Genomic DNA, 18,263 nt, shown 5'->3' on the forward strand with positions numbered 1-18,263 from the left:
ACCGCTGCATGACGCCATCTATGCGGTGATGACACCTGTCAGCGATTTCATCTGGTCGTATATTCTCGTTTATCTCTTGTTGGGCGCGGGGGTGTTGTTCACCGTGCTGACACGCGGCATGCAGTTTCGCCTGTTCGGGCATATGGCACGCGTGACCTTCAACAGCCGGGGCGCCGGCGAAGGCGTCAGCGGCTTTCAGGCGTTTGCCACGTCGCTGGCGGCGCGCGTGGGGACTGGCAACCTGGCCGGCGTGGCCATCGCCTTGTGGGTCGGTGGCCCGGGCGCGATCTTCTGGATGTGGGTCACCGCGCTGGTCGGGTTCGCCACCTCGTTCGTCGAGTCGACTCTGGCGCAGACTTATAAGAAGCGTCATGAAGACGGTGTGTATCGCGGCGGTCCCGCCTACTATATCGAACGCACGTTGGGTTGGCGCTGGATGAGTCTGCTGTTCGCTTTCTTTTTGCTGGTGGCCTATGGCCTGGCCTTCAACGGTGCCCAGGCCAACACCATCGCCCAAGGCATGAACCAGGCCTTCGGCATGCCCAACTGGGTCACCGGGTTGATTCTGGTCGGTGTCGTGGCCGTGGTCATCTACGGCGGGCTCAAGTCCATCGCGCGCACGGCGGAAAAGATCGTGCCCGTGATGGCCGTCGCCTACTTGCTGGTGGCGCTGGTGGTGCTGGCGCTCAATATCACCGCGGTGCCTGAGATGCTGGCGCTGATCGTCAAGAGCGCCTTCGGCTATGGCCCAGCAGTGGGCGGCGCGGCCGGTTATGCTATCAAGACGGCGATGGAGAATGGCATCAAGCGTGGCCTGTTTTCCAACGAGGCGGGCATGGGCTCGGCGCCCAACGCGGCGGCCCAGGCCAACGTCAAGCACCCCGCTGCGCAGGGGCTGGTACAGTCGTTCGGCGTGTTCGTCGATACCCTGGTGATCTGCAGCTGCACGGCGGTGGTGATCCTGCTTTCCGGCGTCTATGAGAAGTTGATGGCCAATTCGCCGGGACAGGACATCGTGGGCATCCAGCTCACTCAGGACGCCATGGCGGATCACTTCGGCGGCTTCGGCGAGATCTTCATCGCCGTTGCCATTCTACTGTTCGCCTTTACCTCGATCATCGCCAACTTCTCGTTCGCCACGGTCAATATCGAGTACATGTTCAAACGCCATGCCAAGGGCGCAGTACAAGCGTTGCGCCTGGCCGTGCTGGCCATGGTGATGATCGGCTCGGTGTCACAACTGACCTTCGTATGGGACTTCGCCGATCTTTCCATGGGCCTGATGGCGACCACCAACCTGATCGCGATCCTGATTCTGGCGCCGATCGCCATGCGCGTGCTCAAGGATTACGAGCGCCAGCGGCGCGAGGGCGTGCGCGAGCCGCGCTTCGATCCCAAGGTGCTCAAGCGACCCGAACAAGTCGATGACGACGTATGGCCGCCCAAGGATTCTTGAACACGGCATTTGGCGTTATAATGATGGTCTCTCCCCACCTAACGTGAGAGGCCGTCATGCACATTCAGCTCAACGGCGATCAGCGCGAGCTCGCGTCCCAGCTGACGATCAGTGAGTTGATCGAGCAACTCGCATTGACCGGGCGCCGCATCGCCGTCGAAGTCAACGAGGAAATCGTGCCGCGCAGCCAGCATGCCGAGATCCGCCTGTCCCCGGGCGATCGTGTGGAAATCGTGCATGCCATCGGCGGCGGCTGATGTTACTCGCTCGCCGACGCGCGGGGCCGCATAGCGGCCCGAGTGTGTCGGCGGCTCCCTTTACGCCAGGAGGTTCGTCATGCCCGCTGATCAGCGCCAGGACATTCCATTGACCGTCGCCGGTCGCGTCTTCTCCTCACGCTTGCTGGTGGGCACCGGCAAATACCGTGATTTCGACGAGACCGCCGCAGCCGTCGAGGCAAGTGGCACTGAACTCGTCACCGTGGCGGTGCGCCGCACCAATCTGGGCCAGAATCCCGATGAGCCCAATCTGCTCGACGCCTTGCCGACGAGTCGTTACACGATCCTGCCCAACACGGCGGGTTGCTATACCGCCAAGGAGGCGGTGCGGACCTGCAAGCTGGCACGCGAACTGCTCGATGGTCATAACCTGGTCAAGCTTGAGGTGCTGGGCGACGATGGCACGCTCTACCCCAATGTAGTCGAGACCCTCAAGGCCGCCGAAACGCTGGTCAACGACGGTTTCGATGTCATGGTGTACACCAGCGATGATCCTATCGTTGCCAAGGAGTTGGAGCGCATCGGCTGTTGTGCGGTGATGCCGCTGGGGTCGTTGATCGGCTCGGGGCACGGCCTGCTCAATCCGGCAACGCTCGAGATCATCCTCGACAATGCCGAGGTGCCGATTCTGGTCGATGCCGGTATCGGCACGCCCTCGGATGCCGCCCTGGCCATGGAAATGGGCTGTGCCGGTGTGTTGGTCAACTCGGCCATCGCTCAGGCCCAGCAACCGACGCGCATGGCGCATGCCATGAAGCTAGCGGTTGAGGCCGGACGTGAAGCGTATCTGGCCGAGCGCATGCCACGCCGCGCCTCCGCGAGCCCATCCTCGCCCTTCGCCGGGCGCATCAATGCCTGAATTTTCATGCGGCCCACGTGGCCGCTTTCGCCATGTGATCGATAACGCAGACTTGCCATGAGTGATTCACCATCGTCTTCCTCCGAGAACGTCTCTGAGACGTCCTCGGCATCATCCACACGCCCACCGCGCGGCATCAAGAGCTACGTGCTGCGCGCCGGGCGCATGACCGTTGCCCAGTCGCGGGGGCTTGAGGAGGTCTGGCCGCGCCTGGGGCTGAGCGTTGCCGATGGCCGTCAGTCGCTGGAGACGCTCTTCGGTCGACAGGCGCCCTGCGTCGTCGAGATCGGCTTTGGCATGGGCCAGTCGCTGGTCGAACAGGCGAGCGCGCATCCCGAGACCGACTTCATCGGCATCGAGGTGCATGCGCCGGGGGTCGGCAAGTTGCTCGACGAGGCGGATAAGCGCGGTCTGACCAACCTGCGTGTGTACCGTGAAGACGCCCTGGAAGTGCTCGACAAGTGCTTGCCCGAGTCGAGCCTGGCGGGGCTGCAGCTGTTCTTCCCCGATCCTTGGCCGAAGAAAAAGCACCACAAGCGGCGGATCGTGCAGCCGGCCTTCGTCGAACAGGTGCGCACGCGTCTGGCGCCTGGTGGCTATCTGCACATGGCAACCGATTGGGAGGCCTATGCCGAGCATATGGTCGAGATCATGGAGGCGGCGCCGGGTTATCGCAATACGGCATTGGCCGAGAGCTCGCCCTACGTACCGCGACCGGAATTTCGCCCGCTGACAAAGTTCGAGAGCCGTGGCGAAAAGCTCGGCCATGGGGTCTGGGATCTGATCTATGCCCGTGAGGACGGATAGTGCACGCTGCAGCACCGCTCTTACAGAACGCTGATTCCCACGAAAACCGCTGCTTGGCGGTTTTTTCGATTCTGGCTGATCTGAATCACGACACGGCTGACAAGATGCTGACAAAGTGCCGCCTCCCTTGGCGCCGGACCGGATGCGCGTAAAAAAAGCCGCCCGGGTGGGCGGCTTAAAGACCGTGACTAGCTTGATGAGGAGATAACCATGGGCAGGAACCTGACATTCGCTGCTTAGGTCAGTGGCGCTTGGCAGCGCCACGGTTGTTAAGGTAAACCATTCTCATTTGAGTCGTCAAGCGTAACGAGAATATTTTTCACTTAGTATGTATCAAGAGGCTTAGCCTGCCAGTGCCATCCACGCCGGCAGCGTCACCATGGCCAGTAGCGTCTGGCCGGTAATAAGCGCCGCCATCAGCTCGGCGTCGCCACCGAGCTGGCGGGCAAGGATATAGGCCGAGGTGGCGGTGGGCAGGGCGGCGAACAGCAGTGCGATGTCGCGGCTCACTGGGTCGAGCCCGGTCAGCCAGGCCAGGGCCAGCACGACCACGGGAGTGGCGCCGAGCTTGAGCGTGGCCGAGTACCAGAACGCGTGCCCGCTGCCGGCAAGGGCATTGGGTCGCAGGGCCACGCCTACGGCAATCAACCCTAGCGGGAGTGCGGCACGGCCGGTGAGTTCGACGGCGCTGCCCAGCCAGCCCGGCAGACCGATGCCGGTAACATTGAGGGCGATACCGAGCACACAGGCCAGGATCAGGGGGTTACGCAGCAGCGCGGCCAGGCTGCGCCCCAGACTGGAAGATCCCAGCGTGCCTGCGGCAATGAAACCGCTCACGCAGAGAATGTTGGCCAGCGGGACCATCAATGCCACGGCGACCGCCGCCACCGTCGCTCCGGCCTGGCCGTGCAGCGCGGCGGCGCCGGCGACACCTACGTAGGTATTGAAGCGCAGCGTGCCTTGCAGCACCGAGGTGAACGCCGGCGGCGCCAGCGCCAGGCGATGACGTGCGCACCAGAGTCCCAGCGCGAACAGCGCCATGGTGCCCATCAATACCACGGCCAGACGGAGAACCGGCACCTGCGCGACATCCGCCGTGGCCAGCGTCGAGACCAGCATTGCGGGGAATAGCAGAAAGTAGATCAGCCGTTCCATCGCGGGCCAGAAATCGCCTCCGGGAAAACGCCGCCAACCCAGCAGGGCGCCGAGTAGAATCAGTAAAAACAGAGGGCCCAGGGCCCCAGTGACACCGCTCATTGTGCCTCCGCTTGCGTAACTTCATGGACACCGGACGCTGACTGCAGCCAAGCTCGCCGGGACACGAACTGGTAAGCTTAGCGCGATGCCCCTGGGTGATGGGATTCGACCTAACGATATGCAACATCATGATGAAGACCCGGTAAGATCTCCGCTGCTCAATCTACTCACGCTAGTGACGCTGGTGACGGTGCTGGTAGCGGCTGGTTATCTCGCCGATTATTACCTGCGTGATTCGCGCGAGAACGTCACCTGGTACCCCCCGCGCATGCATTGCGATCTGCGCGACGGGGCGTGCCGTACCGATATCGGCTTGAGCGGGACATTGCGTTTCGAGATACACGGCGATTTCGCCTCGTACGAGCCGTTGACGCTGGATGTGCAGACATCCGGGATCGACGTGGAGTCCGCGGTCGTGGAGTTCGTCGGACGTGACATGAATATGGGCCTTACTCGGGTCGCGTTGGAAGAAGTCGGTGATGGCCACTTCCGGGGCGTGGGCGAACTCCGTCCTTGCACGGAAACGGTCATGCCGTGGCGAGCACAGGTGATTCTCGAGACCCCTGAGGGGCAAGAGGGAAGCTGGTTCGATTTCGATATTCACCGCTAGGTGCGGCATGCCTAGTAACATTTGTCCACATTATAGCAATCGCCCTTGCCATGCGGCTTGTGGGTAAGCCAACGCTTACTCTGCACCCTTCTCTAGATGGCGAATTTTTAAAAAAATCAGTTAAAACAATAATTTGATGATTATTTTGATGTGACTGCGAGGCGTGCTGGACGGCAGGCGAGCATCATGAAAGGGCGCCATGAGGTCAGGAAAGCCGGTTTTCACCGCCAAGCCACAGACGCTCCACAAAACTATCCACAGGTAGTGATGGATATAGGGGTGTGGAAAACGCACAGCGAAGCGTCCGGAAAGAAGGCAATGCGCAGCAAGGCGAGAACAGCATGAAGAGAAATGCCAGGCGCCTCGCGAGGCACCTGGCGTGACGAGCGCTTACTCGTCGGCCGACGCCTCTTGGTCGTCGCCGGCTTCGATACCCAGCAGCTCGATCTTGAAGGTAAGTGCCTGGTTGGGACCGATTGGGCCACCGGTGCCACCCTGGCCATAGGCGAGATCGGCGGGTACGTAGAGCATCCAGGTATCGCCTACCTGCATCTTCTGTAGTGCTTCCTGCCAACCCTCGATGACCTGGCCAACCTGGAAGGTGATCGGTTCGCCGCGCTCGTAGGAGCTATCGAACACGGTACCGTCGGGCAGTTTGCCTTCGTAGTTGACCTTCACGGTATCGTCGGAACTGGGTGTTTCACCGTCGCCGGATTCGAGTACCTTGTACTGCAGCCCCGAGTCGGTGACTTTCACACCGTCCTTCTTGGCGTTCTCTTCAAGGAACGCCTCGCTGGCCTTGCGGTTCTCTTCGGCTGACTGCGCCTTTTCTTTCTTCTGCTCAGCCATCTTCTTCTTTTGCTCGGCCATCTTCTGCTTCTTGAAGTCAGAGAGCGTGGTGGCGATTTCGTCATCGCTCATCTGCAGGTCGTCGCCGGCGTAAACGTCCTTGACCGCTTGGGTGAAGGCGTCGGTATCGAGATCCGAGATGTCCTGCTTAATGCTTTGGCCGAGAGTCGCGCCAATGCTATAGCTGAGCTTGGCTTCGTCGCTCTGCGGGGCAGCCATGGTCAGCAGCGGCGTCGCTACGAGGCCGCCGAAAGCCACAGCTGTCATCAAACGTTTCATGAAAACTCCTTAGCAAAATAAACAAACACCGCTCCTCGACTGTACCAGTACCGGTGCCGTTGCGCACCCGCGCGAAGGGGGACGACTTGACATCGACGCGACTTTGCTCTTCTCTGAATCTACATTGATAAGAAAGAGGGAACTCTATGCAACTGCGCAATATCGTTCTGAGTATCACGGCGTTAGGCCTAGTCGGTGTCGCCTCCACGGCGTCTGCCGATACCTGGCGTTTTGGTCTCGAGGAGACCGAAGGTAGCGTGCAGTACGGCTATGCGGAAGAGTTCAAGAAATTGATCGAGGAAAAGAGCGACGGCGACATTACGGTCGAGTTGCTGCCGTATGGTTCCTGGGGGTCAAGCTACTCGGCGTTGTATGACGCCATCCAGAGCGGCGCCATTCCGCTCGGCTTCGGCTCCGGCTTCTTGGGCGGTACCGTCCCGGAAAGCCAGTTGATGAGTCTCAACTACGTCATGCCGAACGACCAGATGGAGACGGCCGAGATTCTCAACTCCGACGACTTCCTCAAGAGTGATGCCTGGCAGGACTCGTTCCGTGAGCGCGGGCTGGTGCCGCTGGGGGCCTTGCCCGAAGGGTACCAGGTCTGGACGGCCAACAAGGAAATTCGTACCCCGGAGGATATGGACAACCTGCAGATCCGGGTCATGGATAACAGTCTGCTGCGCTCGACCTATGAGGCCTATGGCGCCTCGCCCATCACCATCGCCTACGGTGAGCTCTACAGCGCCCTGCAGCAAGGCCAGGCGGAAGGCAACATCCAGCCGGTCTTCGCCCACGAGAACATGGGCTTCTATGAAGTGCAGGATTATATGATCTTTGCCGAGCAGTCGCAGTTCATCGCCAACTTCATCGGTAACGAGGAGTGGTACGACGACCTGTCCGACGATCAGCGCGAGATGCTCGAGTCCACGCTCGACGAGATGGTCCAGAAGGGTCACGATATTCAGACCCAGTTCAACTCCGAACGTCTCGAGACCATCAAGGACAAGAGCGACATCAGCATCGTCCATTTGGACGAGAATGAGCGTAATGCTTTCCGTAAGCTGGCCGAGCCGGTGCGTCAGGCCTACGTCGATATGGTCGGCGAACGTGGTCAGAAAGCATTGGACATCGTGCTGGACCATGTCGATCGGTCTGACGACAAGGCGGAATAAGCTTGACCGTCAACGACTGACGTACTGAAAGACCGCATGAAAAACCCCGGAAGCGTTGAGCTTCCGGGGTTTTTATACGTTTGGCCGTCGGTAGTGGCATGAAATGTGGCCCGACGAGGGCCGGGCCGGTTGCACTCAGTCACCGCCGAGCGAGGGAAGCAGCAGCGATATCTGCGGGAACATGATCAAGATGATCGTTGCCAATGCCAAGATGGCAATGAATGGCGGTGTGCCGCGAATTACTTCCATGTAAGGGCGGCGGAATACCGCGATGGCGGTAAAGATATCGCAGCCGAACGGTGGAGTGGCCGAGCCGATGGCCGCCTGCAGGGTAACGATCACGCCCACATGCACCGGGTCCAGTCCGGTGGCGTCGACCAGTGGTTTGAAGATCGGCACCAGAATCAGAATGACCACGATTGGGTCGACGAACATGCAGCCCACAAAGAAGGCCGCAGCGATCAGCAGCAATGCCAGGAACTGGTTGTCGCCGATACCGTCGATGATGGGGCCGAGGATCTGCTCCGGCACGCCGGCGGTGCCCAGGGTCTGCGAGAACGCCGCGCCGATGGCGACGAGGATGAAGACCACGGCGGTGATCATGCCGGTGGAGAGTGCCAGGCTACCGAGGTCACGGATCGATACCTGACGGTAGATGACGACCTCTAGAAGAAAAGCATAGGCCACTGCGACTGCCGAGGCCTCGACGGCACTGAAGAAGCCGCCGTAGATACCGCCGACCACCAGCACCGGAAATCCCATCGGCAGAATGACTCTGCGCACCGCCTTGAAGCGTTCCGCCCAGGTGGCGCGTGGCTCGGGGTCGATGCCTCTCAGGCGTGCGCTGATATAGCAGTACACGGCAAACATGGCCAGGATCAGAAGGCCAGGAAGGATACCGGCGAGGAACAAATCGCCGATCGATGTTTTCATGACCACGCCGTAGACGATGAAACCGATGCTGGGCGGAATCAGCAGCGCGATATCGCTGGCGTTGATGATTAGGGCCAGAGCGAAACTGTCAGGATAGCCTCGTGCCAGGAGACGAGGACGCATCGGTCCGCCCATGGCGACCACGGTGGCTTGCGTGGAGCCCGAGACGGCCCCGAATAGGGCGCACGAGGCGGCGGTGGTGATGGGCAAGCCCCCGCGGACATGGCGAGTGAAGACGTCGACGACATCGAGCAGACGGTTGGCGGTATGGCCTTTGGTCAGGATGTCAGCGGCGAAGATGAACATGGGGACGGCGGCGAGCACCCAACTGCCGATGCCGTTGATCATCCAGCTCACGGCCTGGTCGGGTCCGAAAAACGTCATGTCTGTGAACATCATGAAAAGCGTTCCCGCCGCCAGGGGAACCATCATCGGGAACCCGAGCAGTAGCAGTGCCAGCATGATCACGGCTAGCCAAGTTAGCATTGTTTTACGTCCTCGCGTTGATGGCGGTCGTGTTGCGGAGAAGAAATTCAGGCATCGCGACGTGCGTCATTGCCTTCTTCCGCTTCCGGGGGCACTTCGTCGTATGCCTCTTTTTGGTTGAAGGCACGGTAGATATCGTCACTGACCAAGTTGCGCACGGCGGTGAGCAGGTATTGCACGCCGGCTAGAATGAAACCGACGGGGAGGGCGAGATAGACAATCCAGAGTGGAATACTCAGTGACGCACTGCTGCGACCGCGATCGTGAATGGTCATGACATAGTCGATGGACTTGTCGGCGAAATAGAACATCAACACTGCAGTGCCCAGACAAATCAGGATGAGAAGTGCCTTGCGCCAGCGGCCGCTGAGTTGATCATAGATTGCCGACATGCTGATATGGCGGGCATTGCGGGCTGCATAGCCGACACCGACGAAGGTGATCACCACGATCAGCATCTCGGTCACTTCGTAGGTCCCGGGGATACCTTGCTCGAACAGCAGATTGCCGACGACGTGACCGCTCATGAGCGCGGCCATGGCGAGTATGCCCCCCGCGATGATCACGCGCTCGATGATGCCCAGGCCATGATCGATAGTGCCCAGTACACGAAGCAAGGCACTGCGTGATTCAGTTTTTTCATCGCTATTGCCAGGCTGTGAAGGTGTCATGTCGTAGAGTCCTTTTTGTGATGGCCGATTCGGCGTGCGAATGGCATGGATCTCGACGTCCGTACCGTCGTGAAGGTGTCACGGTCAATCGGACTGGCTTCTATAAAACCTACAGAGTTTGCGGGGTGAGCGCCACTCGTCAATGGTGTTTCCACACATGCGTGATAGACGCTTTCGGACGTTGAGCTGGCTGCGAAGAGACAACGTCTTACGGATGGTGCGCCGTGTGTTGGGTGGTCAGCGTTGCCAGTGCGGCTTCCTGCGCTGGCCCTTGCATGACCAGGCAGCGTGTCAGCTGCATTGTCAGGCTGGCGTCGTCGGCTCGATGCTTGCGTATGGCATGCGACGTCTCACTGATGGCCTGAAACTGGCGCAGTGTTTCGTGTTCGGCGAGTAGCTCGGCTTCCTTGAGATGATCGCGCAGCGTCGCCACGTCATGTTCGTCTCGCGCACGTGGCTTGAGCATGCGACGTAGATGACGGATCGGTTGTGTGACCTCGGCTTGCCAGGCGCGAACTTCATCCAACGCGTTGTGCGCCTTCTCGGTGGGCACAAGCGCATGATGATCGAGCCAACAGCGCCACAACAATTCGCAGACATCTGCCCCTGCCGTATCTTGTAGCTGTAAGCAGGCATCGGCGACTTCGGGGCGCTGATACAACGTCAAGGCATAATCCCAAAGCGGTGGATTCCGCAGGACATCGCACAATTGGGTAGAATGCATGGTCATTCTCCAGCCGTCCTGGCGGGCATGGCGGCGGAACTCACTGAATTACCACCGGAGCGGGCATGATCGCATTTCGCCAACTCGCGCTGCAACGCGGGATCCAGCCGCTGATCGAGAACGCCGACCTCACGCTGCACGATGCCACCAAGGCGGGTATCGTGGGTGCCAATGGCTCGGGTAAGTCGAGTCTTTTCAAGCTGTTGCTGGGAGAACTGACCCCGGAGCACGGCACGGTAGAGCTTTCCGGTGGGCAGCGCATTGCGCATATGGCGCAGGAGGTGGAAGCGCTCGATCGAGCATTGGTCGAGCATGTCCTCGATGGCCACACCGAATTGCGCACGACGGAACAGGCCCTGGCCGAGGCGCAGGCCAGTGGTGCGGTCCATCGCGAGGCCGAGTTGCATGGCGAGATCGAAGCGCTCGAAGGTTACACCGCGCGGCCGCGTGCCGAGCAAATGTTGGTTGGGCTGGGCTTCACGCAGGCTGACCTGTATCGTCCGCTGTCGGACTTCTCGGGGGGCTGGCGGATGCGCGTCAACTTGGCGCAGACGCTGTTCATGCCGTCCGATCTGATGCTGCTCGACGAGCCGACCAACCACCTCGATCTCGACGCTTTGCTATGGCTCGAACAGTGGCTGACGCGCTATCCCGGCACGCTGTTGCTGATTTCCCACGACCGCGACTTCCTGGATGCGGTGTGCGATCACATCGTGCACTTCGAACAACGCCAGTTGACGCTGTATCGCGGCAACTATTCGCGCTTCGAGCACACGCGGGCCGAGCGTCAGGCGCGTGCCCAGGCCGAAGCGGCTAAGCAGCAAGCTCGGCGCGAGGAGATCGAGCGCTTTGTGGCGCGCTTTCGCGCCCAGGCCAACAAAGCGCGTCAGGCACAGAGTCGCCTGAAGATGCTGGAACGCATGGAAACCATCGCCGTCGCGCATGCCGATTCGCCGTTTCACTTCACCCTGCCCAGTGCCGACAAGACCTCCTCGCCGCTTTTGGTGCTCGATGACGCCACGCTGGGATATGGTCAAACACCGTTGCTCAAGCACGTCAGCATGAGCATCTTGCCGGGACAGCGGATCGGGCTGCTGGGTGCCAACGGGGCGGGCAAATCGACGCTGATCAAGGCGCTAACGGCGCAGCAATCGTTGCTGGAGGGCAAGCGCGTGCCCGGCGATAACCTGGCGATCGGTTACTTCGCCCAGCATCAACTCGAGCATCTCGACGTGAGCTCGACGCCGTTCGTGCACATCCAGCGGCTGTCGCCCACGGCCAGCGACCAGGAGATTCGCAACTTCCTGGGTGGCTTCGGGTTTCACGGCAATGACGTCTTCGCCAGCGTGGGGAACTTCTCCGGGGGGGAGAAGGCACGCCTGGCGCTGTCGTTGATCGCTTGGCAAAAACCCAACCTGTTGTTGCTCGACGAACCGACCAACCACCTCGACCTGGAAATGCGCGAATCCCTGACCCAAGCCTTGGCCGGGTTCGAGGGAGCGGTGATCATCGTCTCCCATGATCGCCACCTGCTGCGCGCCAGCGTCGATGAGTTCTGGCATGTGGTGGATGGCGGTGTCACTGCCTTCGATGGCGACCTTGACGACTATCGTGCCTGGCTCAAGGAGCGCCTCGAGGGCGAACGGCGCGATGCGCGCCAGGAAAAGGCCGAGCGTCAGACCGCCGCAGATATCCCCAAGGGTGATCGCAAGGCCTCGCGCCGCGCCGCCGCCGAGTTGCGTGAGAAGTTGCGGCCGCTCAAGCGCGAGCGCGACAACGTCGAACGTGACATGAGCAAGGCTCAGGCAGAGCTGGAGCAACTGGAAACGGCGCTGGCCGATGAAGGCTTGTACCAGGACAGTGCGCGCAAGGAAGAGCTGACCGACTTGTTGGGGCGCCAGGGCGATGCGCAGAGTCGTCTCGAGACGCTTGAACAGCGCTGGCTGGAGGCCGAAGAGGCCATCGAAGAGCGCGAAGCGGCGCTGACGGATGACGCCTGAACCCCGGAAGCGGGTGCCCGTTCCGGACGCATGAGCGCGGGCCGGCGACCATTATGTCTCGACGATAAAGGTCACTGGCCCGTCGTTGAGTAGCGAGACCTGCATGTCAGCGCCGAATTCACCGGTGGCGACGCGCGACCACGCCTGCCGTGCTTGAGCCACCAGGTAATCGAACATTGCCTCGCCGTGGGCGGGTGTCGCGGCGCCATCGAAGCCCGGCCGCAGGCCCTTGGAAGTATTGGCCATGAGGGTGAATTGCGGCACCAGCAACACGCCGCCTTCCACCTGCTGTACGTTGAGGTTCATCTTGCCTGCCTCGTCGCCGAATATGCGCAGCTTGAGCAGTTTCTGCAACATCTTGTCGGCGTGAGCTTGGGTATCCTCGGGCGCCACGCCGATCAAGGCCATCACGCCTTGTTCGATGCTGCCCGTCGTACGCTCGTCGACGTCGACGCTGGCATGGCGGACACGCTGAATGACGGCTTTCATGGTGAGGATCCTTGGGGGCGTGAGTGGCTACCAGGCTCGGCATACCATCATGTCCACATGCACTTCGGCAAGCAGGCGTTCGATCAAGGGCGCCGGTTGATGTCGGCCGAAGAGCGCCAGGTCCTGATGTCCGAGTGCCAGCAGATCGGGCGGTTGACGACGCAGATAATCCATCAGCACCTCGCCGGGTTCGCCTTGCTCGAGGACCAGTTCGAGCTCCGGCACGTCGCCGACCTCTTCCATGAGCTTGTCGATCTCCGCTTCCAGGCGGATACGTCGCGCGGCGAGCTCACGCTCACGCCAGCGGGCATAGCCGCTATCGGAGCCCATTTCATCGTCGCCGGGTAAGTGCCAGGCATGCAGTAGCGTCAGGCGTGCTTGTGGAAAGTGGGTCAGAACGTCACGCAGGGTGTGGCGACTGGCCAGCGAAAAATCCACCGGCACCAGCACATCTTGCCATGTCTGCTCGGGGCTGTGGCTGACGGTGAGCACCGGACATGGCGCGCGGCTCATCACTCGGGCCAGGGTCGTGCCGCCGACCAGCGCGTGTTGGCCGCGTTTACGGTGGGTGCCGAGCACGATCATGGTGGCATCGCGGTCATGCGCTTCGCGGATTATTTCGGCATAGGGCGCCCCGGTGACCGTCTGTATCAAGGTTTCGGGCGCGGTAAGCGCGTAATCCTCGCGAATGTCGGTCAACTGACGCTCGAGCTCGTGGACGACGCCGGCCTCCAGGTCGTGCAGCGCCTGATGTGGCAGATAGGGATCGAGGACGTGGAGGATGTCCAAGCGGCAGCCCTGGGCATGGGCTAGTTTCACGGCACGTGCGAAAGCGGCACGGTTTTCGGCGGACAGGTCGCAAGCCAGTAATAAGGTCTGAGGCATGATACGTCCCTCCTGCGAGAAGGCGGCGTGCGAATGCAGGCGACACCGCGCTGACGTCGAGCCGGATGGTAGTGACCGCTACGTCATGGGAGCATTGCGGTGAAGCAAAGCATGGTTGCCCCCGGCGCTCTCTGCAAGTACGCGGTCACGATAAGCGCAGCGTATGCCTATGCGCGCTTACCACCAGGCGTGAAAATGATGCACCGGCCCCCGCCCCTGGCCGACATCGAGATGCACGCTGGCGTCCAATGCCGTATGCAGCCAGCGTTTGGCGTCGCCGATCGCCGCGTGAATATCGGTATGGGCACTGGCCTCTGCCGGCAGGTGGGCCAGATAGGCGGTCACCGCCGAAGACAGTGCGCAACCGGTGCCATGCAGGTTCTGGGTGGCGATGCGCGGTGCCTCGAGCCATTCCACACCCTGCGGAGTTGCAAGCAGATCCGGGCAGGCGTTACCGCTGAGATGCCCGCCCTTGAGCACCACATACGGGGCGCCGATGCGCGTCAGCTCGGGGAGCAATGTTGCCATCGCCTGCGTGGTGCGTGGGGTGTCGACATCCAGCAGCACCGCTGCCTCCGGCAGGTTGGGGGTGATCACATCGGCCAGGGGAACCAGCACATCACGCACCGCGCGAATGCCGGCACGATCGACCAGGATGTCACCGCTCTTGGCGACCATCACGGGGTCGAGCACGACCCAGCGTGGCCGGTAGCGGGTCAGAGCGTCGCGAATCGTCGTGGCGACATCCATGCTCGCCACCATGCCGATCTTGACTGCATCGATACGCACATCGCCGAGCAGATTGTCGAGTTGCTCGGCGATCATCTCGGCGGGGATCGGGTGCACGGTACTTACGCCCTGCGTGTTCTGGGCGATCACTGCCGTGATGACGTTTGTGGCGTAAGCGCCCAACGCTGAAAACGTCTTGATATCCCCCTGTAGTCCGGCGCCACCCGAAGGATCGGAGCCGGCGATGGTGAGGACATTGGGCGGTGTCTGAGCGGTGGACATGAACTAACCTTCAGTGTTCAGGCGTAGTGCGCGCCCATTGTGGTGGCTTGGGCGCTTGCGTGGAGCGTAGGATACCGGCAAAACGTTCGGCGAACAGGATGTGATGAAGCAAATCGGGATGTATCTGGGTAACTGAGACTTTCGTTGACGCCTGGCGAGAGGCGAGGCTACCTCGCAGGATCATTTCGTCTTAAAACACTCTTTACTGAACAAAGCTTCCAGCGTAAGTGATGACTTACCGAACAAGTCCGGCGAGTGGTGATCATGGAGTTCGACATGGCGTTAACTTACTAACTTTATCGCTGGTCTTCCTGACAGGCGCTGCTAAATCCCCTAGAATTGTAGGGACTCGTCACACGCAGGCAACGTGAATGGCGCTACGAGGTGTGCGCACCTCGATGATAACGAATATTGGGGTAGCGCCCTACCGCGCTATCCGCTGCTTGTGAGGCATGGCAATGACCGATGAGGCAACCGCGCTGATCGCTGAATATTGGGCCGTGGGGCTATTCATAATAGCCGTTTTCACGTTATGTGCCCTGATGATCGGTGCCGCGAGTCTGCTCGGTGGTCGTAGTCGTGGCCGTAGCAAGTCCCTCCCCTTCGAGTCTGGCATTGTCGGTACTGGCAATGCCCGCCAACGCTTTTCCGTCAAGTTCTATCTGGTTGCGATGCTGTTCGTGATCTTCGATATCGAAGCCGTGTTCCTGTTCGCCTGGGCCGTATCGGTCCGTGAGGTGGGCTGGGAAGGCTTTGCGGGCGCCGCTGTCTTCATTTTCATCCTGCTGGCGGGATTGATCTACGATAGTCGTGTCGGTGCCCTTGAGTGGGCACCGCGCAAACGCGGTCAATCGCCCGATATCGTGACGGATTGATGAGCGTACCGTCCTGGAGGCGGTCTTGAGCCGGCGAAGACCGGCATAGCGCCAGATACCCGAATTTTCTTTTTCAGAGCTTCGAGGCGCATCATGCAATATACCCTGACGCAAGCGGATAGCGAACCGGCGCCGGATAGCGCAAGCTATCCGCTGGACAAGCGCGAAACCACCGATGACCCGATGAAAGAGCAGCTTCATCGCAACGTCTTCACCGGCAAGCTGGAAGATGTACTCAACGATAGTGTCAACTGGGGGCGCAAAAACTCCCTGTGGCCGTACAACTTCGGCCTCTCCTGCTGCTATGTGGAAATGACCACTGCCTTTACCGCGCCACATGATGTGGCCCGTTTCGGGGCCGAGGTCATCCGCGCTTCCCCGCGCCAGGCCGATTTCATGGTTATCGCCGGCACCTGCTTCATCAAGATGGCGCCGGTCATCCAGCAACTCTACGATCAGATGCTCGAACCCAAGTGGGTGATCTCGATGGGGTCGTGCGCCAATTCCGGGGGCATGTACGACATCTACTCGGTGGTGCAGGGCGTCGACAAGTTTCTCCCTGTAGACGTCTACGTGCCGGGCTGCCCGCCGCGTCCCGAGGCGTTTCTACAAGGGCTGCAACTGCTTCAGGACTCCATCCAGCAAGAACGTCGTCCGCTCTCCTGGGTGGTTGGTGACCAGGGGGTGTATCAAGCCGAAATGCCTTCGCAACGCGAGGCCAATCGCGATCGGCGTATCGCCGTGACGGAACTGCGTTCCCCGGATGAGGTGTAGGTCCAGTACCTGATGCCATCGCCTGTCATCCGAAGTCGATCCACCTTGCCGGGGAATGAAAACCGATCATGAGCGCAGTTCAATCGCCATACGCCAATCACTTGCACGCCGATGACCCGGTGGTCCAGGCGTTATTCGCGCGCTTTGGTAACCACGTGTTCGCCGAGCAGTCGACGTACACCGGCATGCCGGTCCTGTGGCTCGACCGCGAGCACCTGCTCGAGGTGCTCGGCTTCCTGCGGGACATGCCCGAGCCCTTCGAGATGCTCTTCGACTTGAATGCCATCGACGAGCGTCTGCGTAGCCATCGCGCGGATTTGCCCCCTGCGGATTTCACGGTCTTTTATCAGTTGATGTCGGTGTCGCGAAACCGAGATCTGATGCTCAAGGTGGCGCTTTCCGAGCGCGACCTCGAGGTGCCCAGCGTCGCGGGTCTTTACCCCAATGCCAATTGGTACGAGCGCGAAGTCTGGGACATGTTCGGCATCGACTTCCGCGGACACCCGCACATGACGCGTCTGCTGATGCCACCTACCTGGCATGGGCATCCACTGCGCAAGGATTATCCGGCGCGCGCTACCGAGTTCGATCCCTATACGCTGACCGTGGAAGGGCAGGATACCGAGCAGGAAGCGCTGCGTTTCGACCCCGAATCCTGGGGCATGAAACGTAAGGACGAGAACACGGACTACATGTTTCTCAACCTGGGGCCCAATCACCCCTCCGCGCATGGTGCCTTCCGCATTGTCCTGCAGCTCGACGGTGAGGTCGTGGTCGACTGCGTCCCCGATATCGGCTATCACCATCGCGGCGCCGAGAAGATGGCCGAGCGTCAGTCCTGGCACAGCTATATTCCCTACACCGATCGTATCGACTACACCGGCGGGGTAATGAACAACCTGCCGTATGTGATGGCGGTGGAAAAGCTGGCAGGTATTCAGGTGACCGATCGCGCCAAGACCATTCGTGTGATGATGGCGGAAATGTTCCGCATCAATAGCCACTTGCTGTTCCTGGGCACCTATCTGCAGGACCTGGGTGCGATGACGCCGGTGTTCTTCACCTTCACCGATCGCCAGAAGGCCTATGAGGTCATCGAGGGCATTACCGGCTTTCGCATGCACCCGGCGTGGTATCGCATCGGTGGCACCGCGCACGACCTGCCCAATGGCTGGGACAAGCTGGTTCAGGGCTTCCTCGATTGGATGCCCAAGCGACTCATCGAATACGAGCGCGCGATGATGGAAAATGCCGTCATTCGTGAGCGCACCAAACAGGTGGCTGCCTTCACCACCCGTGAGGCGCTCGAATGGGGCGTCACCGGGCCCAATCTGCGCGCCACCGGCTGCGACTTCGACCTACGCAAGAAGCGCCCTTATTCCGGCTACGAGAATTTCGATTTCGAGGTGCCGCTAGGGGCCAACGGCGATGCCTTCGACCGGGGCCAGCTGCGCATCGACGAGATGCGCCAGAGCCTGCGCATTATCCAGCAATGCGTCGATCATATGCCGGCCGGCGACTACAAGGCCGATCATCCGCTGACCACGCCGCCGCCGCGCGAGAAGATGCTCCAGCACATCGAAACCCTGATCACGCATTTCCTGCAGGTCTCCTGGGGCCCCGTGCTCAAGCCCAACGAGTCGCTGTCGATGATCGAGGCGACCAAGGGCATCAATAGCTATTACCTGACCTCGGATGGCAACACCATGAGCTATCGCACGCGCGTCCGCACGCCCAGTTTCCCGCATCTGCAGCAGATCCCTGCAGCGGTGCGCGGTGCCTTGGTACCGGACTTGATCGCCCATCTGGGGAGTATCGATTTCGTGATGGCCGACGTGGACCGCTGAC

At 60.7% G+C, this 18,263-nt stretch carries 18 protein-coding genes; 10 read left to right on the forward strand and 8 right to left on the reverse strand.

Annotation, left to right across the window (positions count from 1 at the left end; translation table 11 throughout):
• From OP495_RS04525 to trmB, 4 genes are all read left to right on the forward strand, one after another.
• On the forward strand, positions 1-1,456 hold a 1,456-nt coding region (locus OP495_RS04525), incomplete at its 5' end, for a sodium:alanine symporter family protein (RefSeq protein ID WP_348521296.1).
• Positions 1,457-1,512: 56 nt separating this feature from the next.
• Positions 1,513-1,713: a sulfur carrier protein ThiS gene (gene thiS / locus OP495_RS04530; RefSeq protein WP_280562541.1), complete on the forward strand. Its 201-nt coding sequence runs from the start codon at positions 1,513-1,515 to the stop codon at positions 1,711-1,713.
• Positions 1,714-1,792: 79 nt separating this feature from the next.
• Positions 1,793-2,593: a thiazole synthase gene (locus tag OP495_RS04535; RefSeq protein ID WP_280562542.1), complete on the forward strand. Its 801-nt coding sequence runs from the start codon at positions 1,793-1,795 to the stop codon at positions 2,591-2,593.
• A gap of 57 nt (positions 2,594-2,650) precedes the next feature.
• Positions 2,651-3,400 carry a tRNA (guanosine(46)-N7)-methyltransferase TrmB gene (gene trmB / locus OP495_RS04540; RefSeq protein WP_280567519.1) on the forward strand — a complete coding sequence of 250 codons (750 nt, stop codon included), beginning with the start codon at positions 2,651-2,653 and terminating at the stop codon, positions 3,398-3,400.
• A 342-nt stretch (positions 3,401-3,742) separates the two neighbouring features.
• On the opposite strand, the gene OP495_RS04545 is transcribed toward trmB, so the two are convergent.
• Positions 3,743-4,657 carry an AEC family transporter gene (locus OP495_RS04545; RefSeq protein ID WP_280562544.1) on the reverse strand — a complete coding sequence of 305 codons (915 nt, stop codon included), beginning with the start codon at positions 4,655-4,657 and terminating at the stop codon, positions 3,743-3,745.
• A 118-nt stretch (positions 4,658-4,775) separates the two neighbouring features.
• On the opposite strand from OP495_RS04545, the gene OP495_RS04550 reads away from it, so the two are divergent.
• Positions 4,776-5,267, forward strand: a complete 492-nt coding sequence (locus OP495_RS04550; protein WP_280562545.1) for a hypothetical protein — start codon at positions 4,776-4,778, stop codon at positions 5,265-5,267.
• Positions 5,268-5,657: 390 nt separating this feature from the next.
• Here OP495_RS04550 and OP495_RS04555 read toward each other — a convergent pair whose 3' ends face one another.
• On the reverse strand, positions 5,658-6,395 hold the full coding sequence (locus OP495_RS04555; protein ID WP_280567522.1) for an FKBP-type peptidyl-prolyl cis-trans isomerase: 738 nt from the start codon (positions 6,393-6,395) through the stop codon (positions 5,658-5,660).
• A 146-nt stretch (positions 6,396-6,541) separates the two neighbouring features.
• Between OP495_RS04555 and dctP the strand changes: the two genes are divergently transcribed.
• The gene (gene dctP / locus OP495_RS04560) at positions 6,542-7,567 is read left to right on the forward strand and encodes a TRAP transporter substrate-binding protein DctP (RefSeq protein WP_280567523.1); all 1,026 of its coding nucleotides are present in this window, start codon (positions 6,542-6,544) and stop codon (positions 7,565-7,567) included.
• Between the two features lie 135 nt (positions 7,568-7,702).
• On the opposite strand, the gene OP495_RS04565 is transcribed toward dctP, so the two are convergent.
• From OP495_RS04565 to OP495_RS04575, 3 genes are all read right to left on the reverse strand, one after another.
• Positions 7,703-8,986: a TRAP transporter large permease gene (locus OP495_RS04565; RefSeq protein ID WP_280562548.1), complete on the reverse strand. Its 1,284-nt coding sequence runs from the start codon at positions 8,984-8,986 to the stop codon at positions 7,703-7,705.
• A gap of 47 nt (positions 8,987-9,033) precedes the next feature.
• Positions 9,034-9,657 carry a TRAP transporter small permease gene (locus OP495_RS04570; RefSeq protein ID WP_280567525.1) on the reverse strand — a complete coding sequence of 208 codons (624 nt, stop codon included), beginning with the start codon at positions 9,655-9,657 and terminating at the stop codon, positions 9,034-9,036.
• Between the two features lie 208 nt (positions 9,658-9,865).
• Positions 9,866-10,381 (reverse strand): TIGR02444 family protein, encoded by a 516-nt coding sequence (locus OP495_RS04575; protein ID WP_280567527.1) that lies wholly within the window; start codon positions 10,379-10,381, stop codon positions 9,866-9,868.
• Positions 10,382-10,446: 65 nt separating this feature from the next.
• On the opposite strand from OP495_RS04575, the gene OP495_RS04580 reads away from it, so the two are divergent.
• Positions 10,447-12,381: an ATP-binding cassette domain-containing protein gene (locus OP495_RS04580; protein WP_280567530.1), complete on the forward strand. Its 1,935-nt coding sequence runs from the start codon at positions 10,447-10,449 to the stop codon at positions 12,379-12,381.
• A gap of 51 nt (positions 12,382-12,432) precedes the next feature.
• Here OP495_RS04580 and dtd read toward each other — a convergent pair whose 3' ends face one another.
• From dtd to thiD, 3 genes are all read right to left on the reverse strand, one after another.
• Positions 12,433-12,870 (reverse strand): D-aminoacyl-tRNA deacylase, encoded by a 438-nt coding sequence (gene dtd / locus OP495_RS04585; protein ID WP_280567532.1) that lies wholly within the window; start codon positions 12,868-12,870, stop codon positions 12,433-12,435.
• 27 nt (positions 12,871-12,897) lie between these two features.
• The gene (locus OP495_RS04590) at positions 12,898-13,755 is read right to left on the reverse strand and encodes a universal stress protein (RefSeq protein ID WP_280567534.1); all 858 of its coding nucleotides are present in this window, start codon (positions 13,753-13,755) and stop codon (positions 12,898-12,900) included.
• Positions 13,756-13,932: 177 nt separating this feature from the next.
• A complete protein-coding gene (gene thiD, locus OP495_RS04595) occupies positions 13,933-14,766 on the reverse strand; it encodes a bifunctional hydroxymethylpyrimidine kinase/phosphomethylpyrimidine kinase (RefSeq protein WP_280567537.1) in 834 nt (277 codons plus the stop codon).
• A gap of 458 nt (positions 14,767-15,224) precedes the next feature.
• Between thiD and ndhC the strand changes: the two genes are divergently transcribed.
• The 3 genes from ndhC (at position 15,225) to nuoC (ending at position 18,262) form a co-directional block, all read left to right on the forward strand.
• Entirely contained in the window at positions 15,225-15,641 is a 417-nt protein-coding gene (gene ndhC / locus OP495_RS04600; protein WP_280567540.1) for an NADH-quinone oxidoreductase subunit A, read from the forward strand.
• 93 nt (positions 15,642-15,734) lie between these two features.
• Positions 15,735-16,415 (forward strand): NADH-quinone oxidoreductase subunit B family protein, encoded by a 681-nt coding sequence (locus tag OP495_RS04605; RefSeq protein ID WP_280567543.1) that lies wholly within the window; start codon positions 15,735-15,737, stop codon positions 16,413-16,415.
• 68 nt (positions 16,416-16,483) lie between these two features.
• Positions 16,484-18,262: an NADH-quinone oxidoreductase subunit C/D gene (gene nuoC, locus OP495_RS04610; RefSeq protein WP_280562560.1), complete on the forward strand. Its 1,779-nt coding sequence runs from the start codon at positions 16,484-16,486 to the stop codon at positions 18,260-18,262.
• Position 18,263: the final 1 nt, after the last annotated feature.

The organism is Chromohalobacter sp. 296-RDG (assembly GCF_029889885.1).
In the GTDB taxonomy this organism is placed as follows: Bacteria; Pseudomonadota; Gammaproteobacteria; order Pseudomonadales; family Halomonadaceae; genus Chromohalobacter.